Origin of the sequence: Kitasatospora sp. NPDC057940 (genome assembly GCF_042887425.1) — a bacterium.
Taxonomy (GTDB): domain Bacteria; phylum Actinomycetota; class Actinomycetes; order Streptomycetales; family Streptomycetaceae; genus Kitasatospora.
In genome coordinates this window covers 97,287-113,471 of sequence record NZ_JBHVPH010000009.1, presented here as the reverse complement: position 1 = coordinate 113,471, position 16,185 = coordinate 97,287, and the positions used below count along the sequence as shown (strand labels likewise).

The following is a 16,185-nucleotide window of genomic DNA, read 5'->3' as shown; positions in this document are numbered from 1 at the left end:
GCTGCGGGAACCGTACGGGCTTCGGGCCCGGCGTGTACAGCGGCCCGTACGGCTGCGGGTACATCCGGGTCCACGGCGCCGCGGGCCGAACCGGTTCAGGCCTCCAGGGCCTTGCGCTGGATCTCGTCGAGCTCGGCGCAGCCCAGGGTGCCGAGGTCGAGCAGGCGGTCGAGCAGGGCGCGGTCGAAGGGGGCGCCCTCGGCGGTGCCCTGGACCTCGACGAAGCGGCCGTCGGAGGTGCAGACGATGTTCATGTCGGTCTCGGCGCGGACGTCCTCCTCGTACTGGAGGTCGAGCATCGGGACGCCGTCGATGATGCCGACGCTGACGGCGCTGACGCCGCCGGTGATGGGCTGGCCCTTGGCGCGCAGGAGCTTGCGGTCGCGGGCCCAGGCGACGGCGTCGGCGAGGGCGACGTAGGCGCCGGTGATGGCGGCGGTGCGGGTGCCGCCGTCGGCCTGGAGGACGTCGCAGTCGAGGACGATGGTGTTCTCGGCGAGGGCGCGGTGGTCGACGACGGCGCGCAGCGAGCGGCCGATGAGCCGGCTGATCTCGTGGGTCCGGCCGCCGATGCGGCCCTTGACGGCCTCGCGGTCGCCGCGGGTGTTGGTGGCGCGCGGGAGCATGGAGTACTCGGCGGTGACCCAGCCTTCGCCGCTGCCCTTGCGCCAGCGGGGGACGCCCTCGGTGACGCTGGCGGTGCACAGCACCTTGGTGTCGCCGTAGGAGATGAGGACGGATCCTTCGGCGTGCTTGCTCCAGCCCCGTTCGATGGTGATGGGGCGGAGCTGGTCGGGGGTGCGGCCGTCGATGCGTGACATAGGCACTGAGCGTAGTCGCTCGGAGTGAGTGTTCCGGGTGCGCCTCGGCCCGCCGGGGTGCCGCCGGGCGTCGTCCCCGGGTGCGGCTCGGTGTCGTCCCCGGGTGCGCCTCGGCCCGCCGTTCCCGGGTGGGGCGGCGGGCCGGGGGTGGGGTGAGCCAGGTGGCTCAGCTCACATCATGTCCTCGATGTCAGCGGCGATCGGGTCGGCGTCGGTGCCGATGACGACCTGGATGGCGGTGCCCATCTTGACGACGCCGTGGGCGCCGGCGGCCTTGAGGGCGGCCTCGTTGACCAGGGAGGCGTCCTTGACCTCGGTGCGAAGGCGGGTGATGCAGCCCTCGACCTCTTCGATGTTGTCGATGCCGCCCAGACCGGCGACGATCTTCTCAGCCTTGCTGGCCATCTGATTTCTCCCTCTGTCTCGGCCCGCCGGCCGCTCTGCCGGGTGCCGTCCTGCGCTGTGCTGGGGTGTCCGCCGACCCGGTGGCCGGCGTGGTCGGTACCGGTGCTGACGCGGGTTCAGCCGCGGTCGCGCCGCCGGGCAGCGCGACCAGCATCACCTGCTCCGGTCCGATCTGCCACGTTAGTCCACTTTTGGCCCATTCCGGCGCGCATGGTCCCGACCGTCACCGGAGGATGACGAGCAGCGGGCTCGTGCCCGGAGTGCGGCCTGCGTCCCAAAGTGGTCTACACCAATATATGTGTACTCCGATGAACGCAGAAAGGACCCCGGGTGTTCCGGAGCTCCGCCCGAGGGTCCCGCCGGGGCCACCGGCCGGCAACTGCTCCCGGAGGGCGAAGGATGAGTTCGGCAGGCGCCACGGCCCCGCAGCGCGTGTGGTGGCACGCCTTCTACGGCGGCCTCCAGAAGATGGGCCGCTCCCTCCAGCTCCCGGTGGCGGTGCTCCCCGCGGCCGGCATCCTCAACCGGCTCGGCCAGCCCGACGTCTTCGGCAAGGACGGCCTCGGCTGGACCGACGTCGCCAAGGTCTTCGCCGCGGCCGGCGGCGCCCTGCTGGACTCCTCGTTCGGCCTGCCGATGCTGTTCTGCGTCGGTGTGGCGATCGGCATGGCGAAGAAGGCGGACGGTTCCACCGCGCTGGCCGCCGTGGTGGGCTTCCTCGTCTACTACAAGGTCCTGCACGCGTTCCCGGAGGACTGCAAGAACGGGACGGTCCTGGTCACCGACGCCTGGACCGGCCAGTGCGTGGACTACAGCTCCGCCAAGGCGGCGGCCGCGACGTACCAGAACCCGGGCGTCCTGGGCGGCATCCTGATCGGCCTGATGTCGGCCTGGCTCTGGGTCCGCTTCCACCGCACCAAGCTGGTCGACTGGCTGGGCTTCTTCAACGGCCGCCGCCTGGTGCCGATGATCACCGCGGTGGTGGGCCTGGCCACCGCCTGCGTCGCGCTCTGGGTCTGGCCGCCGATCGGCCGCGGACTCAACGACTTCAGCCAGACCCTGGCCGACCTGGGCGCGGGCGGCGCCGGCATCTTCGGCCTGTTCAACCGCGCGCTGCTGCTGATCGGCATGCACCAACTGCTGAACACATTCGTCTGGTTCCAGTTCGGCGAGTTCATCAAGCCGGACGGCACCATCGCGCACGGCGACATCCCGCGCTTCCTGGCGGGTGACCCGACGGCCGGCCAGTTCCAGTCCGGATTCTTCCCGATCATGATGTTCGCGCTGCCCGCCGCCGCACTGGCGATCGCGCACTCGGCGAAACCGCACCGCCGCAAGGAGATCTACGGCCTGATGCTCTCGGTCGGCCTGACCTCCTTCGTGACGGGCGTCACCGAACCGCTGGAGTACTCCTTCGCCTACGTCGCCCCGGCCCTGTACGGCGTGCACGCGCTGCTGACCGGCGCCTCGATGGCCGTCACCTGGGGGCTCGGGGTGCACGACGGCTTCAGCTTCTCGGCCGGCCTGATCGACTACGTCATCAACTGGGGGCTGGCCACCAAGCCGTGGCTGATCATCCCGATCGGGCTCTGCTTCGCCGCCGTGTACTACGCGCTCTTCCGGTTCATCATCGTCAAATTCAATCTGAAAACACCCGGGCGGGAGGACGAGAGCGAGGTCGAGGACGTCACCAAGCTCTGAAACCGAGCGTCACCGGGCAGCACCCGCAATGGCCTCCGGACCCGACGGTCCGGAGGCCATCGGCATTTCCGGAAAGGACCAAATGCCCGTGCGGTAAAACAATTCCGATATGCGCCCCGGGGATTCCCCGGCGGGCCGTCCGCCGTGCCAGGCGGGGCCGGGGCGGCCCGCACCGCCCGGCCGCCGGGCCGCCGGCCGGGGGCGCCGCGGGGGTGGGGAAAGGCCGCCGCCGCCCGGCGCGGGCGGTGGCCGGCAATCGGCCGCCACCGTTTCCCCGCCGGCCCCGACCGCGCGCCGCGGGGGGTCGGAAAGCCGCGGATTGGCCGAAGCCGGACGGGGTGGGGCCCGGACTCGTCCCGACCGCCGACCGTTCGTGATGTCCGACACCCCGGCGGGACCCTCCCCCGCCGCCCGCCGCGCCCGACCCGGACCTCGGCGGCGGGCGTCGGAGCTCCGGGGGCCGCCGCCGCCCGGACACCGCCGCGTCCGCCCGTGAACCCCGCCGGCCCGAGCCCCGCCCGCGCACCGCCGGGCCCGCGACGGACCCCTGACGAGGCCTCGGCGGGGCCTCCGGACGGGGCCGGGTCTTTTTGTTGCGCAAATAGCCAAAATCCCAATCACGGCGGGTAATCATGATCGTCGTTCCGCAACTAGGTTTCGATTTCATAGCGCTTCCCGGCAGGGGCGCTTTCCGGGGTTCCCCCCCTTCTCCACCCGTGCTACAAAACTGGTCTACACCACACGTGGTGTAGACCAGTTCGCGGTTCGGCCCCCTGTGCCCCTCCCCCGACCGCCATGCCGTTAGGAACCCACCCCAATGAGTCAGTCAGCGCAGGCACCGGCGCCCGCCACGGCTCCGGCTTCACCCAGCCCCGCCAAGAAGTTCGGCCAGGACCTCCTCCAGGGCCTGCAGAAGATCGGCCGCAGCCTCCAGCTGCCGGTCGCCGTCCTCCCGGCCGCGGGCATCCTGGTCCGGCTGGGCCAGCCCGATGTCTTCGGCAAGGACGGGCTCGGCTGGGGGAAGGTCGCCGAGGTCTTCGCCACCGCCGGTGACGCGGTCTTCAAGAACCTGGCGCTGCTGTTCTGCGTCGGTGTCGCGATCGGCTTCGCCAAGAAGGCCGACGGCTCGACCGCGCTGGCTGCCCTGGTCGGCTACCTGGTCTTCAAGAACGTGCTGACCGTCTTCCCGATCGACGGCACCGTCACCGAGGCGCTGCCCGCCGGGAAGCCGCAGGACCCGGGTGTCCTCGGCGGCATCATCGTCGGTCTGCTGAGCGCCACGATCTGGCAGAAGTACCACCGCAAGAAGCTCATCGACTGGCTCGGCTTCTTCAACGGCCGCCGCCTCGTGCCGATCATCATGGCGTTCGTCGGCACCCTGCTCGGCGTCCTCATGGGTCTGGCCTGGGGCCCGATCGGCACCGGCCTGACCCACGCCAGCGACTGGCTGACCGGCCTCGGCGCCGGCGGTGCGGGCATCTACGGTGTCGCCAACCGCGGTCTGATCCCGGTCGGCATGCACCAGTTCCTCAACACCTTCTTCCAGCAGCAGGTCGGCAGCTTCACCGACGCCTCCGGCCACACCTGGACCGGCGACATCCCGCGCTTCTTCCACGGTGACCCGACCGCCGGGCAGTTCATGTCCGGCTTCTTCCCGATCATGATGTTCGGCCTCCCGGCCGCCGCGCTGGCGATCGCCCACACCGCCCGCCCCGGCCGCCGCAAGGCCGTCACCGGCATGATGATCTCCGTCGCGCTGACCAGCTTCGTGACCGGTGTCACCGAGCCGATCGAGTTCTCGTTCATGTTCATCGCGCCGGTGCTGTACCTGATCCACGCCCTGCTCACCGGCCTCTCGATGGCCGTCACCTGGGGCCTCGGGGTGCACGACGGCTTCGGCTTCTCGGCCGGCCTGATCGACTACCTGCTCAACTGGAACCTGGCCACCAAGCCCTGGGTGATCATCCCGATCGGCCTGGTCTTCGCCGCGTTGTACTACCTCCTCTTCCGCTTCGCGATCACCAAGTTCAACCTCAAGACCCCCGGTCGCGAGGACGACGACGAGATCGAGGACGTGACCAAGGCCTGAGGCCCCGCCCGTCCGCACTCCACGACCCCGCCCCGCCGCTGCTCCCCCAGCGGCGGGGCGGGGTCGTTGCGTGTCCCGGCCGTCGTGCGTCCCGCCGGGGCGGCGGGAACGGCGGTTGACGAACCGGCGGAGGCACTGGTCAACTGAAGCCGTGAACGCGTCCTGCCCGCTGGTGACCCGCAGCCACATCGACTTCGGTCGCGTGTGGTCCGCGGCGTGTCGCGGCTGAGCCGACCGTTCCCCCCGCCGCCCGGCTGACCTCCCGCCCGGCGCCGTTCCTCCCCTCCCGCCCGCACGGGCCCCGCCCGCCTCCGGGCCGCCACCGCGCACCCGCGCGCGGCCGTACGCACCCGCACGCACCCTGTGCGGGTTCGCCGGCGTCACCCGCACGCGTCCGCACGAGGAAAGTCAGGCCTCAGCATGCCCCGCCAACTGCACCTCTCCGCCGCCCTGGACAGCCCCGGCCACGTCGACGCCGGGCACTACGCCGCCCTCGCCCGCCTCGCCGAGCGGGCCACCCTCGACTTCGTCACCCTCGACGACTCCTTCACCCCCGAACCACTCCGCCCCGACGCCCTCGCCACCCTCGCCCGGATCGCCCCGCTGACCGAGCGGGTCGGGCTGGTGCCCACCGTCACCACCACCCACACCGAGCCGTTCCACACCTCGATCTCGGTCAACACCCTGGACTGGGTGAGCCGGGGCCGGGCCGGCTGGCTGGTCGGCGTCTCCGCCACCGAGGCCGAGGCCAGGGCCTTCGGCCGCCGCCCGACCGCCCCCGCGGACGCGCTCTGGGCCGAGGCCGCCGACGCCGTCGAGGTCGCCGCCCGGCTCTGGGACAGCTGGGAGGACGACGCGGAGATCCGCGACACCGCCACCGGGCGGTTCATCGACCGCGACAAGCTGCACTACGTCGACTTCGAGGGCCCGCACTTCTCCGTCCGCGGGCCGTCGATCACCCCGCGCCCACCGCAGGGCCGCCCGGTCGTCGCCGTCCCGGTGGCCGCCGTCGACCTCGCCCCCTACGCCTCCCCCGGCGGTCGCGCCCGGGTCGCGACGGCGATCCGGTACGCCGACGTCGTGCTGCTGGACGCCCCCGACCACGCCGCCCGGCTGGCCGCCGCCACCGAACTGCGGCTGCGCGCCGGCGAGCACCTGCGCATCCTCGCCCGGACCGACGCCGCCCTGCCCGACGACGCCGCGGCCGACCGCCTGCTCGCCGACCTCGCCGCGATCGGCACCGGCGTCGACGGCTTCCACCTCGTCCCCGCCGAACCCGAACGGGACCTGGCCGCCCTCGCCGAACGGGTCGTCCCGGTGCTGCGCGCCCAGGGGCTGTTCCGCGCCGGGTACGCGGCCGGCCGCACCCTGCGCGACCACCTCGGCCTGGCCCGCCCGGCCAGCCGCTACGCCACCGACACCGCCGCCAACGCCACCCCGTCCACCACCCCGTCCGCTGCCGCTCTCGCCGAGGTGACCCGATGACGGACCGCCCGCTCAAGCAGATCCACCTCGCCGCGCACTTCCCCGGCGTCAACAACACCACGGTGTGGAGCGACCCGGACTCCGGCAGCCACATCGAGTTCGCCTCCTTCCGCCACCTCGCCGAGACCGCCGAGCGCGGGAAGTTCGACTTCTTCTTCCTCGCCGAGGGCCTGCGGCTGCGCGAGAACAAGGGCCGCATCCACGACCTGGACGTGGTCGGCCGCCCCGAGTCGATCACCGTGCTGAACGCGCTGGCCGCCGTCACCACCCGCCTCGGGCTGGCCGGCACCGTCAACGCCACCTTCAACGAACCGTACGAACTGGCCCGCCGCTTCGCCTCGTTGGACCACCTCTCCGGCGGGCGCGCGGCCTGGAACGTGGTCACCTCCTCGGACGCCTTCACCGGGGAGAACTTCCGCCGCGGCGGCTACCTCGACCGCGCCGACCGCTACACCCGGGCCGCCGAATTCGTGCAGCTCGCAAGGGAGTTCTGGGACGGCGGAGCGGAGACCGTCCGGCACACCGGCCCGCAGTTCGAGGTCGAGGGCCGGCTCTCGCTGCCCCGCCCGCCGCAGGGCCACCCGGTGGTCATCCAGGCCGGGGACTCCGACGAGGGCCGGGAGTTCGCCGCCGCGACCGCCGACGTCGTCTTCAGCCGGCACTCCACCCTCGCCGACGGCCAGGCCTTCCACGCGGACGTCAAGCGCCGGCTCGCCGCGTACGGCCGCAAGCCGGACGAGCTGAAGATCATGCCCGGCGTCACCTTCGCCCTCGGCGACACCGACGCCGAGGCCGCCGAACTCGCCGCCGAGATCCGCCGGGCCCAGGTCGGGCCGCAGACCACGATCGCCTTCCTGGAACAGGTCTGGGGCATCGACCTGTCCGACCACGACCCGGACGGTCCGCTGCCCGCCGTCGACCCCGACCCGGACAGCGCCCTGTCCCAGGGCCGGGTCCGGATCGGCGACCCTCTGGCCGTCGCCGCCCGCTGGCGGGAGCTGGCCGCCGAGAAGAAGCTCACCAGCCGCGAGCTGGTGATCGAGGTGACCGGCCGGCAGTCCTTCATCGGCTCCCCCGCGACGGTCGCCGAGCGGATCGACTTCTTCGTGCAGAACGACGCGGCCGACGGCTTCATCCTCGTCCCCCACCTGACCCCGGGCGGCCTGGACGCGTTCGTCGACCGCGTGGTGCCGCTGCTCCAGGAGCGCGGGGTGTTCCGCACCGACTACAGCGGGACGACCCTGCGCGACCACCTCGGCCTGCCGCTCCCCGGCCGGCGCTGAGACGGTCGGCCCACGCCCTCAGATCCGGTACACCGCACCGGCCCGGGCGACCTCGACGGGGCCCGGGTAAGCGGCGGCGGCGTCGCGGCGGTTGTGCTCGGCGTCGGTCCACGGGGGGATGTGGGTGAGGACGAGCCGGCGGACGTGGGCGGCGGCGGCGTGCTCGCCGGCCTCCCGGCCGTTGAGGTGGACGGCCTGGTAGGTGTCCCGGCCGTCGATGTAGGCGGCCTCGCAGAGGAAGAGGTCGGCGTCGCGGGCGAGTTCGACGAGTTCGGCGCTCTCGCCGGTGTCGCCGGAGTAGACGAGCGCGCGGCCGTCGTGTTCGAGGCGGAAGGCGAAGGCGTCGACGGGGTGGTTGACCTGGGCGACCTCGATCCGGAACGGGCCGAGGTCGAAGGCCCCGGGGGTGAGGGTGTGGAAGTCGAAGACCTCCTTCATCCCCGGGTTCTCCGGCATGTCGTAGGCGCGGGCGAGCCGTTCGGCGGTGCCGGCCGGGCCGTAGACGGGCATCGGGTCGGGGCAGCCCTCGGCGCGGTAGTTGCGGGCGACCCAGTAGGCGCACAGGTCGACGCAGTGGTCGGCGTGCAGGTGGCTGAGCAGGACGGCGTCGACCTCGTAGATGTCCACGTACTTCTGCAGGGCGCCGAGGGCGCCGTTGCCGAGGTCGAGCACGACGCGGTAGCCGTCGGCCTCGACGAGGTAGCTGGAGCAGGGCGATTCGGCGGACGGGAAGCTCCCCGAGCACCCCACCACGGTCAGTTTCATCCGAGCCCCTCCGCCCCGACACGTCCTGGCTGCTGCTGGAAAACGGCAGGCCGGGCCGGTGGAACCGGCCGGTAGCACTGCTTCGCGTGTCGAGAGTAAGGGCGGAGCGGCACTTTGCCCCCGTCCCCGTGCCGGGCTGTGGCTGGAATCACCAGAACGCCGGGGCGGGGGCGGTGCCGTCCGTTCGGGTGCCGTCGGGTCACCGGTGGCGTGGGCGGTTGCGGGCCCAGGCCTTGATCGTGTCGGGGTACCAGCGGGGGTGGCCGCCGGCGTCGAGGACGTCCGGGGCGGGCAGCAGCCCGTGCCGCCGGTAGTTGCGGACGCTCTCGGCCTGCACGTTGATGTGGCGGGCGATCTCGGCGTAGGACCACAGCTCGGAGCTTCTCCCCACGAGGCACCTCCGGAGGGGCGGGGCGGGCGTACGTGAGGCAGCCTGTCCGGGCGTTGGCGACTCTTCACCGCACAACGGGCACCGTGGTCATTCCGTGACGAACCGGGAGCGTGGTGCGGACAAATGCCCGGCCGTCTCGGCACTCACGGTGGTGGGGGCCGCCATGCGCCCGGTACGGTTCGCGCCATGAACAGTTCGACCGGGGTCTGGGTGGTCCTGGCGGTGGCGGGCGTCGCGCTGCTGGCCGCCGTCGTGGGGGCGCTGGTCCGGCGCACCCGCCCGGCGCCGCGACCGGCCGGTCCGACGGCTCCGCGCCCGCGCCCGGCGGCCAAGGGCCGTCCGGGGCCGCAGCCGCAGGAGATCTGGTGGGCGGAGGTCCCGTTCGAGGACGGCCCGGGGTCGAAGGACCGCCCGTGCCTGGTGCTGCGGGTGCACGGCCGCACCGCGACCGTCGCGAAGATCACCAGCAAGCACCACGCCGAACGCCCGGGCGTGCTGCCGCTGCCGCCCGCCTCGGTGGGCGACCGGCAGGGCCGCACCAGCTGGCTGGAGACCGACGAGCTGCGCGAGGTGCCGCTGTCGGCCTTCCGCCGCCGGGCCGGCACGGTGGACCGGCAGGTCTGGTCCCGCGCGCAGCAGGCCCTGCAACGCGGCTAGGGGCTCAGTCCCGGAGCCGGCCCTCCAGCACCGCTAGGGGCTCTCAGGCCCAGAGCTGGCCCTGCAGCGCCTCGACGGCCGCCTCGGTGGTCTCCGCGGTGTAGATGCCGGTGGACAGGTACTTCCAGCCGCCGTCGGCGACCACGAACACGATGTCGGCACGCTCCCCGGCCGCCGCGGCCTTGCGGCCGACGCCGATCGCGGCGTGCAGGATCGCGCCGGTCGAGACGCCCGCGAAGATGCCCTCCTGCTGGAGGAGTTCACGGGTGCGGCGGACGGCGTCCGCGGAGCCGACCGAGAAGCGGGTGGTGAGCACCGCGGCGTCGTACAGCTCGGGGACGAAGCCCTCGTCGAGGTTGCGCAGCCCGTACACCAGGTCGTCGTAGCGGGGTTCGGCGGCGACGATCCGCACGCCGGGGACCTTCTCGCGCAGGTAGCGGCCGACGCCCATCAGGGTGCCGGTGGTGCCGAGGCCGGCCACGAAGTGGGTGACGGTCGGCAGGTCGGCGAGGATCTCGGGGCCGGTGGTGGCGTAGTGGGCGCCCGCGTTGTCGGGGTTGCCGTACTGGTAGAGCATGACCCAGTCCGGGTGCTCGGCGGCGATCTCCTTGGCGATCCGGACGGCGGTGTTGGAGCCGCCGGCGGCCGGCGAGGGGATGATCTCGGCGCCCCACATGCGGAGCAGTTCGCGCCGTTCCTCGCTGGTGTTCTCGGGCATCACGCAGACCATCCGGTAGCCCTTGAGCTTGGCGGCCATGGCGAGCGAGATGCCGGTGTTGCCGCTGGTGGGTTCCAGGATGGTGCAGCCGGGGGTGAGCCGGCCGTCAGCCTCGGCCCGCTCGATCATGTGCAGCGCCGGGCGGTCCTTGATCGAGCCGGTGGGGTTGCGGTCCTCCAGCTTGGCCCAGAGCGTCACCTGCCCGTCGGTGTTGCCCGGGACGGTCGCGGACAGCCGCGGCAGGCGGACCAGCGGGGTGTTGCCGACGGCTTCGAGCGGGCTGTCGTAACGCAAGGGGGGCCTCCGGCCACGGCGGTGGGGGTGCGGAAGGGCGCCCTCACCGCCCGCCGCGGGGCGGGCGGTGAGGGCGGGAGGTCAGCGGGCTCCGCCGGCCACGGCGGGCAGGATGGTGACGCTGTCGCCGTCGGCGAGGGCGGTGGAGATGCCCTCCAGGAAGCGGACGTCCTCGTCGTTCAGGTAGACGTTGACGAAGCGGCGCAGCTCGCCGCCCTCGACCAGGCGGGCGGCGATGCCCGGGTGGCGGGCGTCGAGGTCGGTGAAGAGTTCCCCGAGGTTGCTGCCGGTGCCCTCGACGGCCTTGGCGCCGTCGGTGTAGGTGCGGAGGATGGTCGGGATGCGGACCTCGATGGCCATGGGTGCGCTCCTGTGCGAGTCGTGAGGTGGGTGGGCCGCGGCGGGCGCGGCGGGGAGGGTGGTCCCGGGGCTCGGCGTCGCCGGCAGGCGGTGGGCCCGGGTGGGGCGGGGCGGCTCAGCGCGAACGCGCGGGCGTGCCGGGACAGATCGCACTGGCGAGCCGGCACAGGTCGACGTGCAGGCGCGCCACGAGGCGGGTGCCCGGGGCCTGGTTGCTCACATCGACGGAACGCATGGGCTCATCGTATAGATTCCCCGGCCCGCTCCTCCATGCCCGTCTCGGGATCCGGATGTTCCTGTTTCTCGGGCTGAGACGACACGGGCCCGCCGACCGCTCGCGGGCGGTCGGCGGGCCGCGCCCAGGTGGGTGCTGGTCAGGCCGGGTAGGCCTCGACGACCTGGACGTCTTCCTCTGTGATCTCGCCGTCCACGATGCGGAACGAGCGGAACTGGAACGGGTCGTCCTCGCCGTTGCCGTCGGCGGTGGAGACCAGGACGTAGTGGGCGAACGGCTCGGAGGCGTAGCTCACGTCGGTGCGCGAGGGGTAGGCCTCGGTGGCGGTGTGCGAGTGGTAGACGATCACCGGCTCCTCGTCGCGGTCGTCCATCTCGCGGTAGAGCTTGAACAGGTCGCCCGAGTCGAACTCGTAGAAGGTGGGCGAGCGGGCCGCGTTGAGCATCGGGATGAACCGTTCGGGCCGTCCGCTGCCGGCCGGTCCGGCGACCACGCCGCAGGCCTCGTCCGGGTGGTCGGCGCGGGCGTGGGCCACGATCCGGTCGCGGAGTTCTCGGGTGATGGTCAGCATGCGGTCAGGATAGCCACGCCCCGGCGGGTGTCCGCCGGGGCGTCCGGAGCGCGGTCACCGGGTGTCCGCCACCTGGGCGCGGCGGCCCGGCGCCGGCGGTTCAGCCGCCGTCGCGCACGTGCAGGTGGTCGTGGGCGACGCCGTGGGCGGCCCGCGGGTTGCGGCGCTTGAGCACCTGGTAGCCGATCACCAGCAGGACGGCCCAGCCCGGGAAGACGTACAGCGAGATCCGGTTGACCGAGTCGAACGCGATCAGCACCACGACCAGGGCGAGGAAGGCGAGCGCGGTCCAGCTGGTCCAGGCGCCGCCGGGCGCCTTGAAGGTGGGCGGCGGCAGGTGGCCGGCCCGCCAGGCCTTGCGGTAGCGGATCTGGCAGATCAGGATCATCGCCCAGGTCCACAGGCCGCAGACGGTGGCGACGGAGGTGATGTACTCGAACGCCTTGGCCGGGACGAGGTAGTTGAGCACCACGCCGACGCCCATCAGCAGGCAGGAGAGGGTGATCGCGAAGGCCGGGGTGCGGTGGGAGTTGAGCTTGGTGAGCTGCCCCGGGGCCTGGCCGCGCAGGGCGAGGTCGCGCAGCATCCGGCCGGTGGAGTACATGCCGGAGTTGCAGGAGGAGAGCGCGGCGGTGAGCACCACGAAGTTGATGATGCCGGCCGCGGCCGGGATGCCGATCTTGCCGAAGGCGGCCACGAACGGGCTGACGCCGGGCTGGAACTCGGTCCACGGCACGAGCGAGAGGATGATCACCAGCGCGCCGATGTAGAACAGCATGATGCGCCAGGGCAGGGTGTTGATGGCGCGCGGCAGGGTCTTCTCGGGGTTCTCGCTCTCCCCGGCGGTGACGCCGACGAGTTCGACGCCCAGGTAGGCGAACATGACGATCTGCAGCGTCATCACGGTGGCGCCGATGCCCTTGGGGAAGAAGCCGCCGTCCTGCCACAGGTGGGTGATCGACGCGGTGTCACCGGCCTTGCTGAAGCCGAGGGTGAGCACCCCGATGCCGATCAGGATCATGCCGATGATGGCGGTGACCTTGACCATCGAGAACCAGAACTCGATCTCGCCGAACAGCTTCACCGAGATCAGGTTGGCCGCGTAGAGGATCACCAGGAAGGTCAGCGCACTGGCCCACTGCGGGATGTCGGGCGCCCAGAACCTCACGTACACGGCGGCGGCGGTGGTCTCCGCCATGCCGGTGACCACCCAGAACAGCCAGTACGTCCAGCCGGTCACGTAGCCGGCGAAGGGGCCGAGGAACTCGCGTGCGTACTCGGCGAAGCTGCCGGAGACCGGGCGGTAGGTGAGGAGTTCGCCGAGGGCGCGCATGATCACGAAGATCGCCACGCCGGCGACGGCGTAGGAGAGGATCAGGCTCGGGCCGGACCGGGAGATCGCGGTGCCCGCGCCGAGGAACAGGCCGGTGCCGATGGCACCGCCGATCGCGATCATCTGGATCTGGCGGCTTCCCAGCCCCCGGTGATAGCCCTCCTCGTCCGGTTTCGCGTCGACCACGTCGTCGTACAGCTGCTCGGCCATGGTGCACCGTCCTGGGTGGGTCTCGTGGGGTGGAGAAGTCGTACCACGCAGGGTTCGGATAGCGGTGTTCATCTGAGCGTTATTTGAGCATGACCTGCTAGGGTTTGCCCGATTTACACAGAAATGCCCCGGCCATCCGTCCACATATTGGACGAATCGACCGGGGCTTGCCCGGAAGCGGGCAGGATCAGTCCGCAATCGCCTCCAGGAGCGTCTCCTGGAGCGCTCCCAGCCAGACGTACGCCATCACCAGCGGCTTGCGGTCGTCCTCGTCCGGCAGCTCGTAGAGCTCCTCGTCGTCCTCGCTGACCTCCAGCTGGACGCCCAGGGTCAGCCGCAGGTCGTTGAGCGCACCCAGCCAGCGCAGGCCGTCGGCGGGGTCCAGCTTGACCACCCCGCCCTCGCCGCCGAGCCGGTCGAGCATCCGGACGACGTGCAGGGCGTCCTCGCGCTTGCGGGTCCGCAGGTCCACCTCGGTGTAGCGGCGGAACTCGCCGGAGGCGGCCCGGCTCTCCTGGTCCTGCGGCCCGGCCGGGTCGCCGTAGGCGTCCGGGAAGAGCCGGGCGAGCATCGGGTTGGCCGGCGCCTCGGTCGGGCCCTCGGCGAACAGCGCGGCCAGCGGATCGCCGCCGTCCCCGCCCGGGCCGGGCCCGATCAGCTGCAGGATCCCCACCTCCAGGGAGCGCAGGATGGAGGCCTCCACCTCGTCCAGCGCGATCGCCGCGCTCCCGCCGCCGGCACTCTCGAACAACCCAGCCATGTCTATCGGTCAGCCCGTCTTCGTCGTCTCGGGTGGGGTACCGGCTCCGCGGCCGGTCGCGGCGCGGCCCGTCCTGCTGCGGTCGGTCGTGCCGCGGTCAGTCGTGCTGCAGCGTCGCCCAGAGGCCGTAGCCGTGCATCGCCTGGACGTCGCGCTCCATCTCCTCGCGGGAGCCGCTGGAGACCACCGTCCGGCCCTTGGTGTGCACCTCCATCATCAGCTTCCTGGCCTTGTCCTTCGGGTAGCCGAAGTAGGCCTGGAAGACGTACTGGACGTAGCTCATCAGGTTCACCGGGTCGTTGTGCACGATGGTCACCCAGGGCGTGTCCGGCTCCACCACCGGTAGTCCTTCGACCTCCGGGCGCTCGATCTCCACGGGCGCGACACTCACCGCCGGGTCCTCCTCGCTGCGCAGTCCGTCCACGCCTCTTCAGCCCCATGCTGCCATCCGGGGGACCCCCGGGCGATTCCGGCCCGGCTCGCAGCACGAGAAATCGTCACTCTGACGCTAAGTGGTAGTAGCATCATCCGCATGGACGCCACTTCAGTGCGCGCGGCCGGTTCGACCGCGCTCCTCACCGACCGCTACGAGCTCACCATGCTGCAGGCCGCCCTGCGCAGCGGGGCCGCGCACCGCCGCTCCGTGTTCGAGGTGTTCACCCGCCGCCTGCCCAGCGGTCGCCGCTACGGCGTCATGGCCGGCACCGGCCGGGTGCTCGACGCCATCGAGAACTTCAGCTTCACCACCCCGCAGCTCGACTGGCTGGCCGGCCAGGACGTGGTCGACGAGGACACCCTGCGCTACCTCGCCGACTACCGCTTCACCGGCGACATCCACGGCTACCCCGAGGGCGAGGTCTACTTCCCCGGCTCGCCGCTGCTCACCGTCGAGGGCAGCTTCGCCGAGGCGGTGATCCTGGAGACGGTGATCCTCTCGATCCTCAACCACGACTCCGCGATCGCGGCCGCCGCCTCCCGGATGACCGCCTCCGCCGGCGGCCGCCCGGTGATCGAGATGGGCGCCCGGCGCGCCCACGAGCAGGCCGCCGTCGCCGCCGCCCGGGCCGCCTACGTGGCCGGCTTCGCCGCCACCTCCGACCTGGAGGCCGGCTTCACCCACGGCATCCCGACCACCGGCACCGCCGCCCACGCCTTCACCCTCGTCCACGACAGCGAGCGGGACGCCTTCCGCGCGCAGATCGCCTCCATGGGCAAGGGCACCACGCTGCTGGTCGACACCTTCGACCTGCGCGAGGCCGTCCGCACCGCCGTCGAGGTGGCCGGCCCCGAACTGGGCGCCGTCCGGATCGACTCCGGCGACCTCACCCTGCTGGCCCACCGGGTCCGCCGCCAGTTGGACGACCTCGGCGCCACCAAGACCCGGATCATCGTCACCTCCGACCTCGACGAGTACGCCATCGCCGCGCTCGCCGCCGCCCCGGTGGACGGCTACGGCGTCGGCACCAGCCTGGTCACCGGCAGCGGCCACCCGACCTGCGCGATGGTCTACAAGCTGGTCGCCCGCGCCGAGAGCGCGGACGGGCCGCTGGTGCCGGTGGCCAAGCGCGCGGCCGGCGGCAAGACCAGCATCGGCGGCCGCAAGTGGGCCGCCCGCCGGCCCGACGCCGACGGCGTCGCCGAGGCCGAGGTGGTCGGCACCGGAGCGGTCCCCGCCGACCTGGAGCCGCACCTGATGCAGGTGCCGCTGGTGCGGGCCGGCCGGGCCGTCGGCCGCGAACCGCTCACCGCCGCGCGCGAACGGCACATCCGGGCCCGGGCCGCGCTGCCGCTCTCGGCCACCCAGCTCTCCAAGGGCGACCCGGTCCTGTCGACCGAACTCGTGCTCTGACCCCGCCCCGGCCGACCGGCGCGGACCGGGGGACGACCCCGGGGCCGTCCGCCGGTCCGCCGGTTCGCCGGTCCGCCACGGTTCGCCGTGCCGCCGGTTCCGGGCCGCCGGTCCGCCGCGGTTCGCCGGTTCGCGCCGGGAGCCGGCCCGGGGTCCGCCCCAGGCCTTCCGCCCCCGCACGCCACTCCCTAGAGTCAGCCGTAGAGTTCCCCCGGAGCTCCCCGAGAACCCCCGAGCCCCGCCGCGGGCCGAGTACTC

At 72.4% G+C, this 16,185-nt stretch carries 17 protein-coding genes; 6 read left to right on the top strand and 11 right to left on the bottom strand.

What is annotated here, in order from left to right; translation table 11 throughout:
* Positions 1-95: 95 nt before the first annotated feature.
* Both rph and ACFVTF_RS16935 read right to left on the bottom strand, forming a co-directional pair.
* A complete protein-coding gene (gene rph / locus ACFVTF_RS16940) occupies positions 96-821 on the bottom strand; it encodes a ribonuclease PH (RefSeq protein WP_350881205.1) in 726 nt (241 codons plus the stop codon).
* Between the two features lie 171 nt (positions 822-992).
* Entirely contained in the window at positions 993-1,226 is a 234-nt protein-coding gene (locus ACFVTF_RS16935; protein ID WP_063349220.1) for a glucose PTS transporter subunit EIIB, read from the bottom strand.
* A 399-nt stretch (positions 1,227-1,625) separates the two neighbouring features.
* On the opposite strand from ACFVTF_RS16935, the gene ACFVTF_RS16930 reads away from it, so the two are divergent.
* The 4 genes from ACFVTF_RS16930 (at position 1,626) to ACFVTF_RS16915 (ending at position 7,784) form a co-directional block, all read left to right on the top strand.
* On the top strand, positions 1,626-2,927 hold the full coding sequence (locus tag ACFVTF_RS16930) for a PTS transporter subunit EIIC (RefSeq protein ID WP_387814230.1): 1,302 nt from the start codon (positions 1,626-1,628) through the stop codon (positions 2,925-2,927).
* A gap of 817 nt (positions 2,928-3,744) precedes the next feature.
* On the top strand, positions 3,745-5,016 hold the full coding sequence (locus ACFVTF_RS16925) for a PTS transporter subunit EIIC (protein ID WP_371518701.1): 1,272 nt from the start codon (positions 3,745-3,747) through the stop codon (positions 5,014-5,016).
* Positions 5,017-5,436: 420 nt separating this feature from the next.
* Positions 5,437-6,501 carry an LLM class flavin-dependent oxidoreductase gene (locus ACFVTF_RS16920; RefSeq protein WP_387814228.1) on the top strand — a complete coding sequence of 355 codons (1,065 nt, stop codon included), beginning with the start codon at positions 5,437-5,439 and terminating at the stop codon, positions 6,499-6,501.
* Complete coding sequence (locus tag ACFVTF_RS16915; RefSeq protein ID WP_371518697.1) at positions 6,498-7,784, top strand: LLM class flavin-dependent oxidoreductase; 1,287 nt, start codon at positions 6,498-6,500, stop codon at positions 7,782-7,784. Before ACFVTF_RS16920 ends, ACFVTF_RS16915 begins: the two co-directional genes overlap by 4 nt.
* An 18-nt stretch (positions 7,785-7,802) precedes the next feature.
* On the opposite strand, the gene ACFVTF_RS16910 is transcribed toward ACFVTF_RS16915, so the two are convergent.
* Both ACFVTF_RS16910 and ACFVTF_RS16905 read right to left on the bottom strand, forming a co-directional pair.
* Positions 7,803-8,549: an MBL fold metallo-hydrolase gene (locus ACFVTF_RS16910; protein ID WP_350881195.1), complete on the bottom strand. Its 747-nt coding sequence runs from the start codon at positions 8,547-8,549 to the stop codon at positions 7,803-7,805.
* A gap of 199 nt (positions 8,550-8,748) precedes the next feature.
* Positions 8,749-8,940: a MarR family transcriptional regulator gene (locus ACFVTF_RS16905; protein ID WP_387814225.1), complete on the bottom strand. Its 192-nt coding sequence runs from the start codon at positions 8,938-8,940 to the stop codon at positions 8,749-8,751.
* A gap of 186 nt (positions 8,941-9,126) precedes the next feature.
* Here ACFVTF_RS16905 and ACFVTF_RS16900 point away from each other — a divergent pair, with 186 nt between their 5' ends.
* Positions 9,127-9,597 (top strand): type II toxin-antitoxin system PemK/MazF family toxin, encoded by a 471-nt coding sequence (locus tag ACFVTF_RS16900; protein ID WP_363583757.1) that lies wholly within the window; start codon positions 9,127-9,129, stop codon positions 9,595-9,597.
* Between the two features lie 43 nt (positions 9,598-9,640).
* On the opposite strand, the gene ACFVTF_RS16895 is transcribed toward ACFVTF_RS16900, so the two are convergent.
* The 7 genes from ACFVTF_RS16895 to clpS form a co-directional block, all read right to left on the bottom strand.
* Complete coding sequence (locus ACFVTF_RS16895; RefSeq protein ID WP_387814223.1) at positions 9,641-10,609, bottom strand: PLP-dependent cysteine synthase family protein; 969 nt, start codon at positions 10,607-10,609, stop codon at positions 9,641-9,643.
* A gap of 81 nt (positions 10,610-10,690) precedes the next feature.
* On the bottom strand, positions 10,691-10,969 hold the full coding sequence (locus ACFVTF_RS16890; RefSeq protein WP_196952340.1) for a MoaD/ThiS family protein: 279 nt from the start codon (positions 10,967-10,969) through the stop codon (positions 10,691-10,693).
* Positions 10,970-11,084: 115 nt separating this feature from the next.
* A complete protein-coding gene (locus tag ACFVTF_RS16885) occupies positions 11,085-11,204 on the bottom strand; it encodes a putative leader peptide (protein ID WP_347878546.1) in 120 nt (39 codons plus the stop codon).
* A gap of 139 nt (positions 11,205-11,343) precedes the next feature.
* The gene (locus tag ACFVTF_RS16880) at positions 11,344-11,775 is read right to left on the bottom strand and encodes a Mov34/MPN/PAD-1 family protein (protein ID WP_371518693.1); all 432 of its coding nucleotides are present in this window, start codon (positions 11,773-11,775) and stop codon (positions 11,344-11,346) included.
* A 100-nt stretch (positions 11,776-11,875) separates the two neighbouring features.
* Positions 11,876-13,318, bottom strand: coding sequence for an amino acid permease (locus ACFVTF_RS16875; RefSeq protein WP_371518691.1), 1,443 nt, complete (start codon positions 13,316-13,318; stop codon positions 11,876-11,878).
* Between the two features lie 187 nt (positions 13,319-13,505).
* Complete coding sequence (locus ACFVTF_RS16870; RefSeq protein ID WP_371518689.1) at positions 13,506-14,078, bottom strand: DUF2017 domain-containing protein; 573 nt, start codon at positions 14,076-14,078, stop codon at positions 13,506-13,508.
* A gap of 97 nt (positions 14,079-14,175) precedes the next feature.
* On the bottom strand, positions 14,176-14,469 hold the full coding sequence (gene clpS, locus ACFVTF_RS16865) for an ATP-dependent Clp protease adapter ClpS (protein ID WP_063351371.1): 294 nt from the start codon (positions 14,467-14,469) through the stop codon (positions 14,176-14,178).
* A gap of 141 nt (positions 14,470-14,610) precedes the next feature.
* On the opposite strand from clpS, the gene ACFVTF_RS16860 reads away from it, so the two are divergent.
* A complete protein-coding gene (locus ACFVTF_RS16860) occupies positions 14,611-15,927 on the top strand; it encodes a nicotinate phosphoribosyltransferase (RefSeq protein WP_387814219.1) in 1,317 nt (438 codons plus the stop codon).
* Positions 15,928-16,185 lie beyond the last annotated feature (258 nt).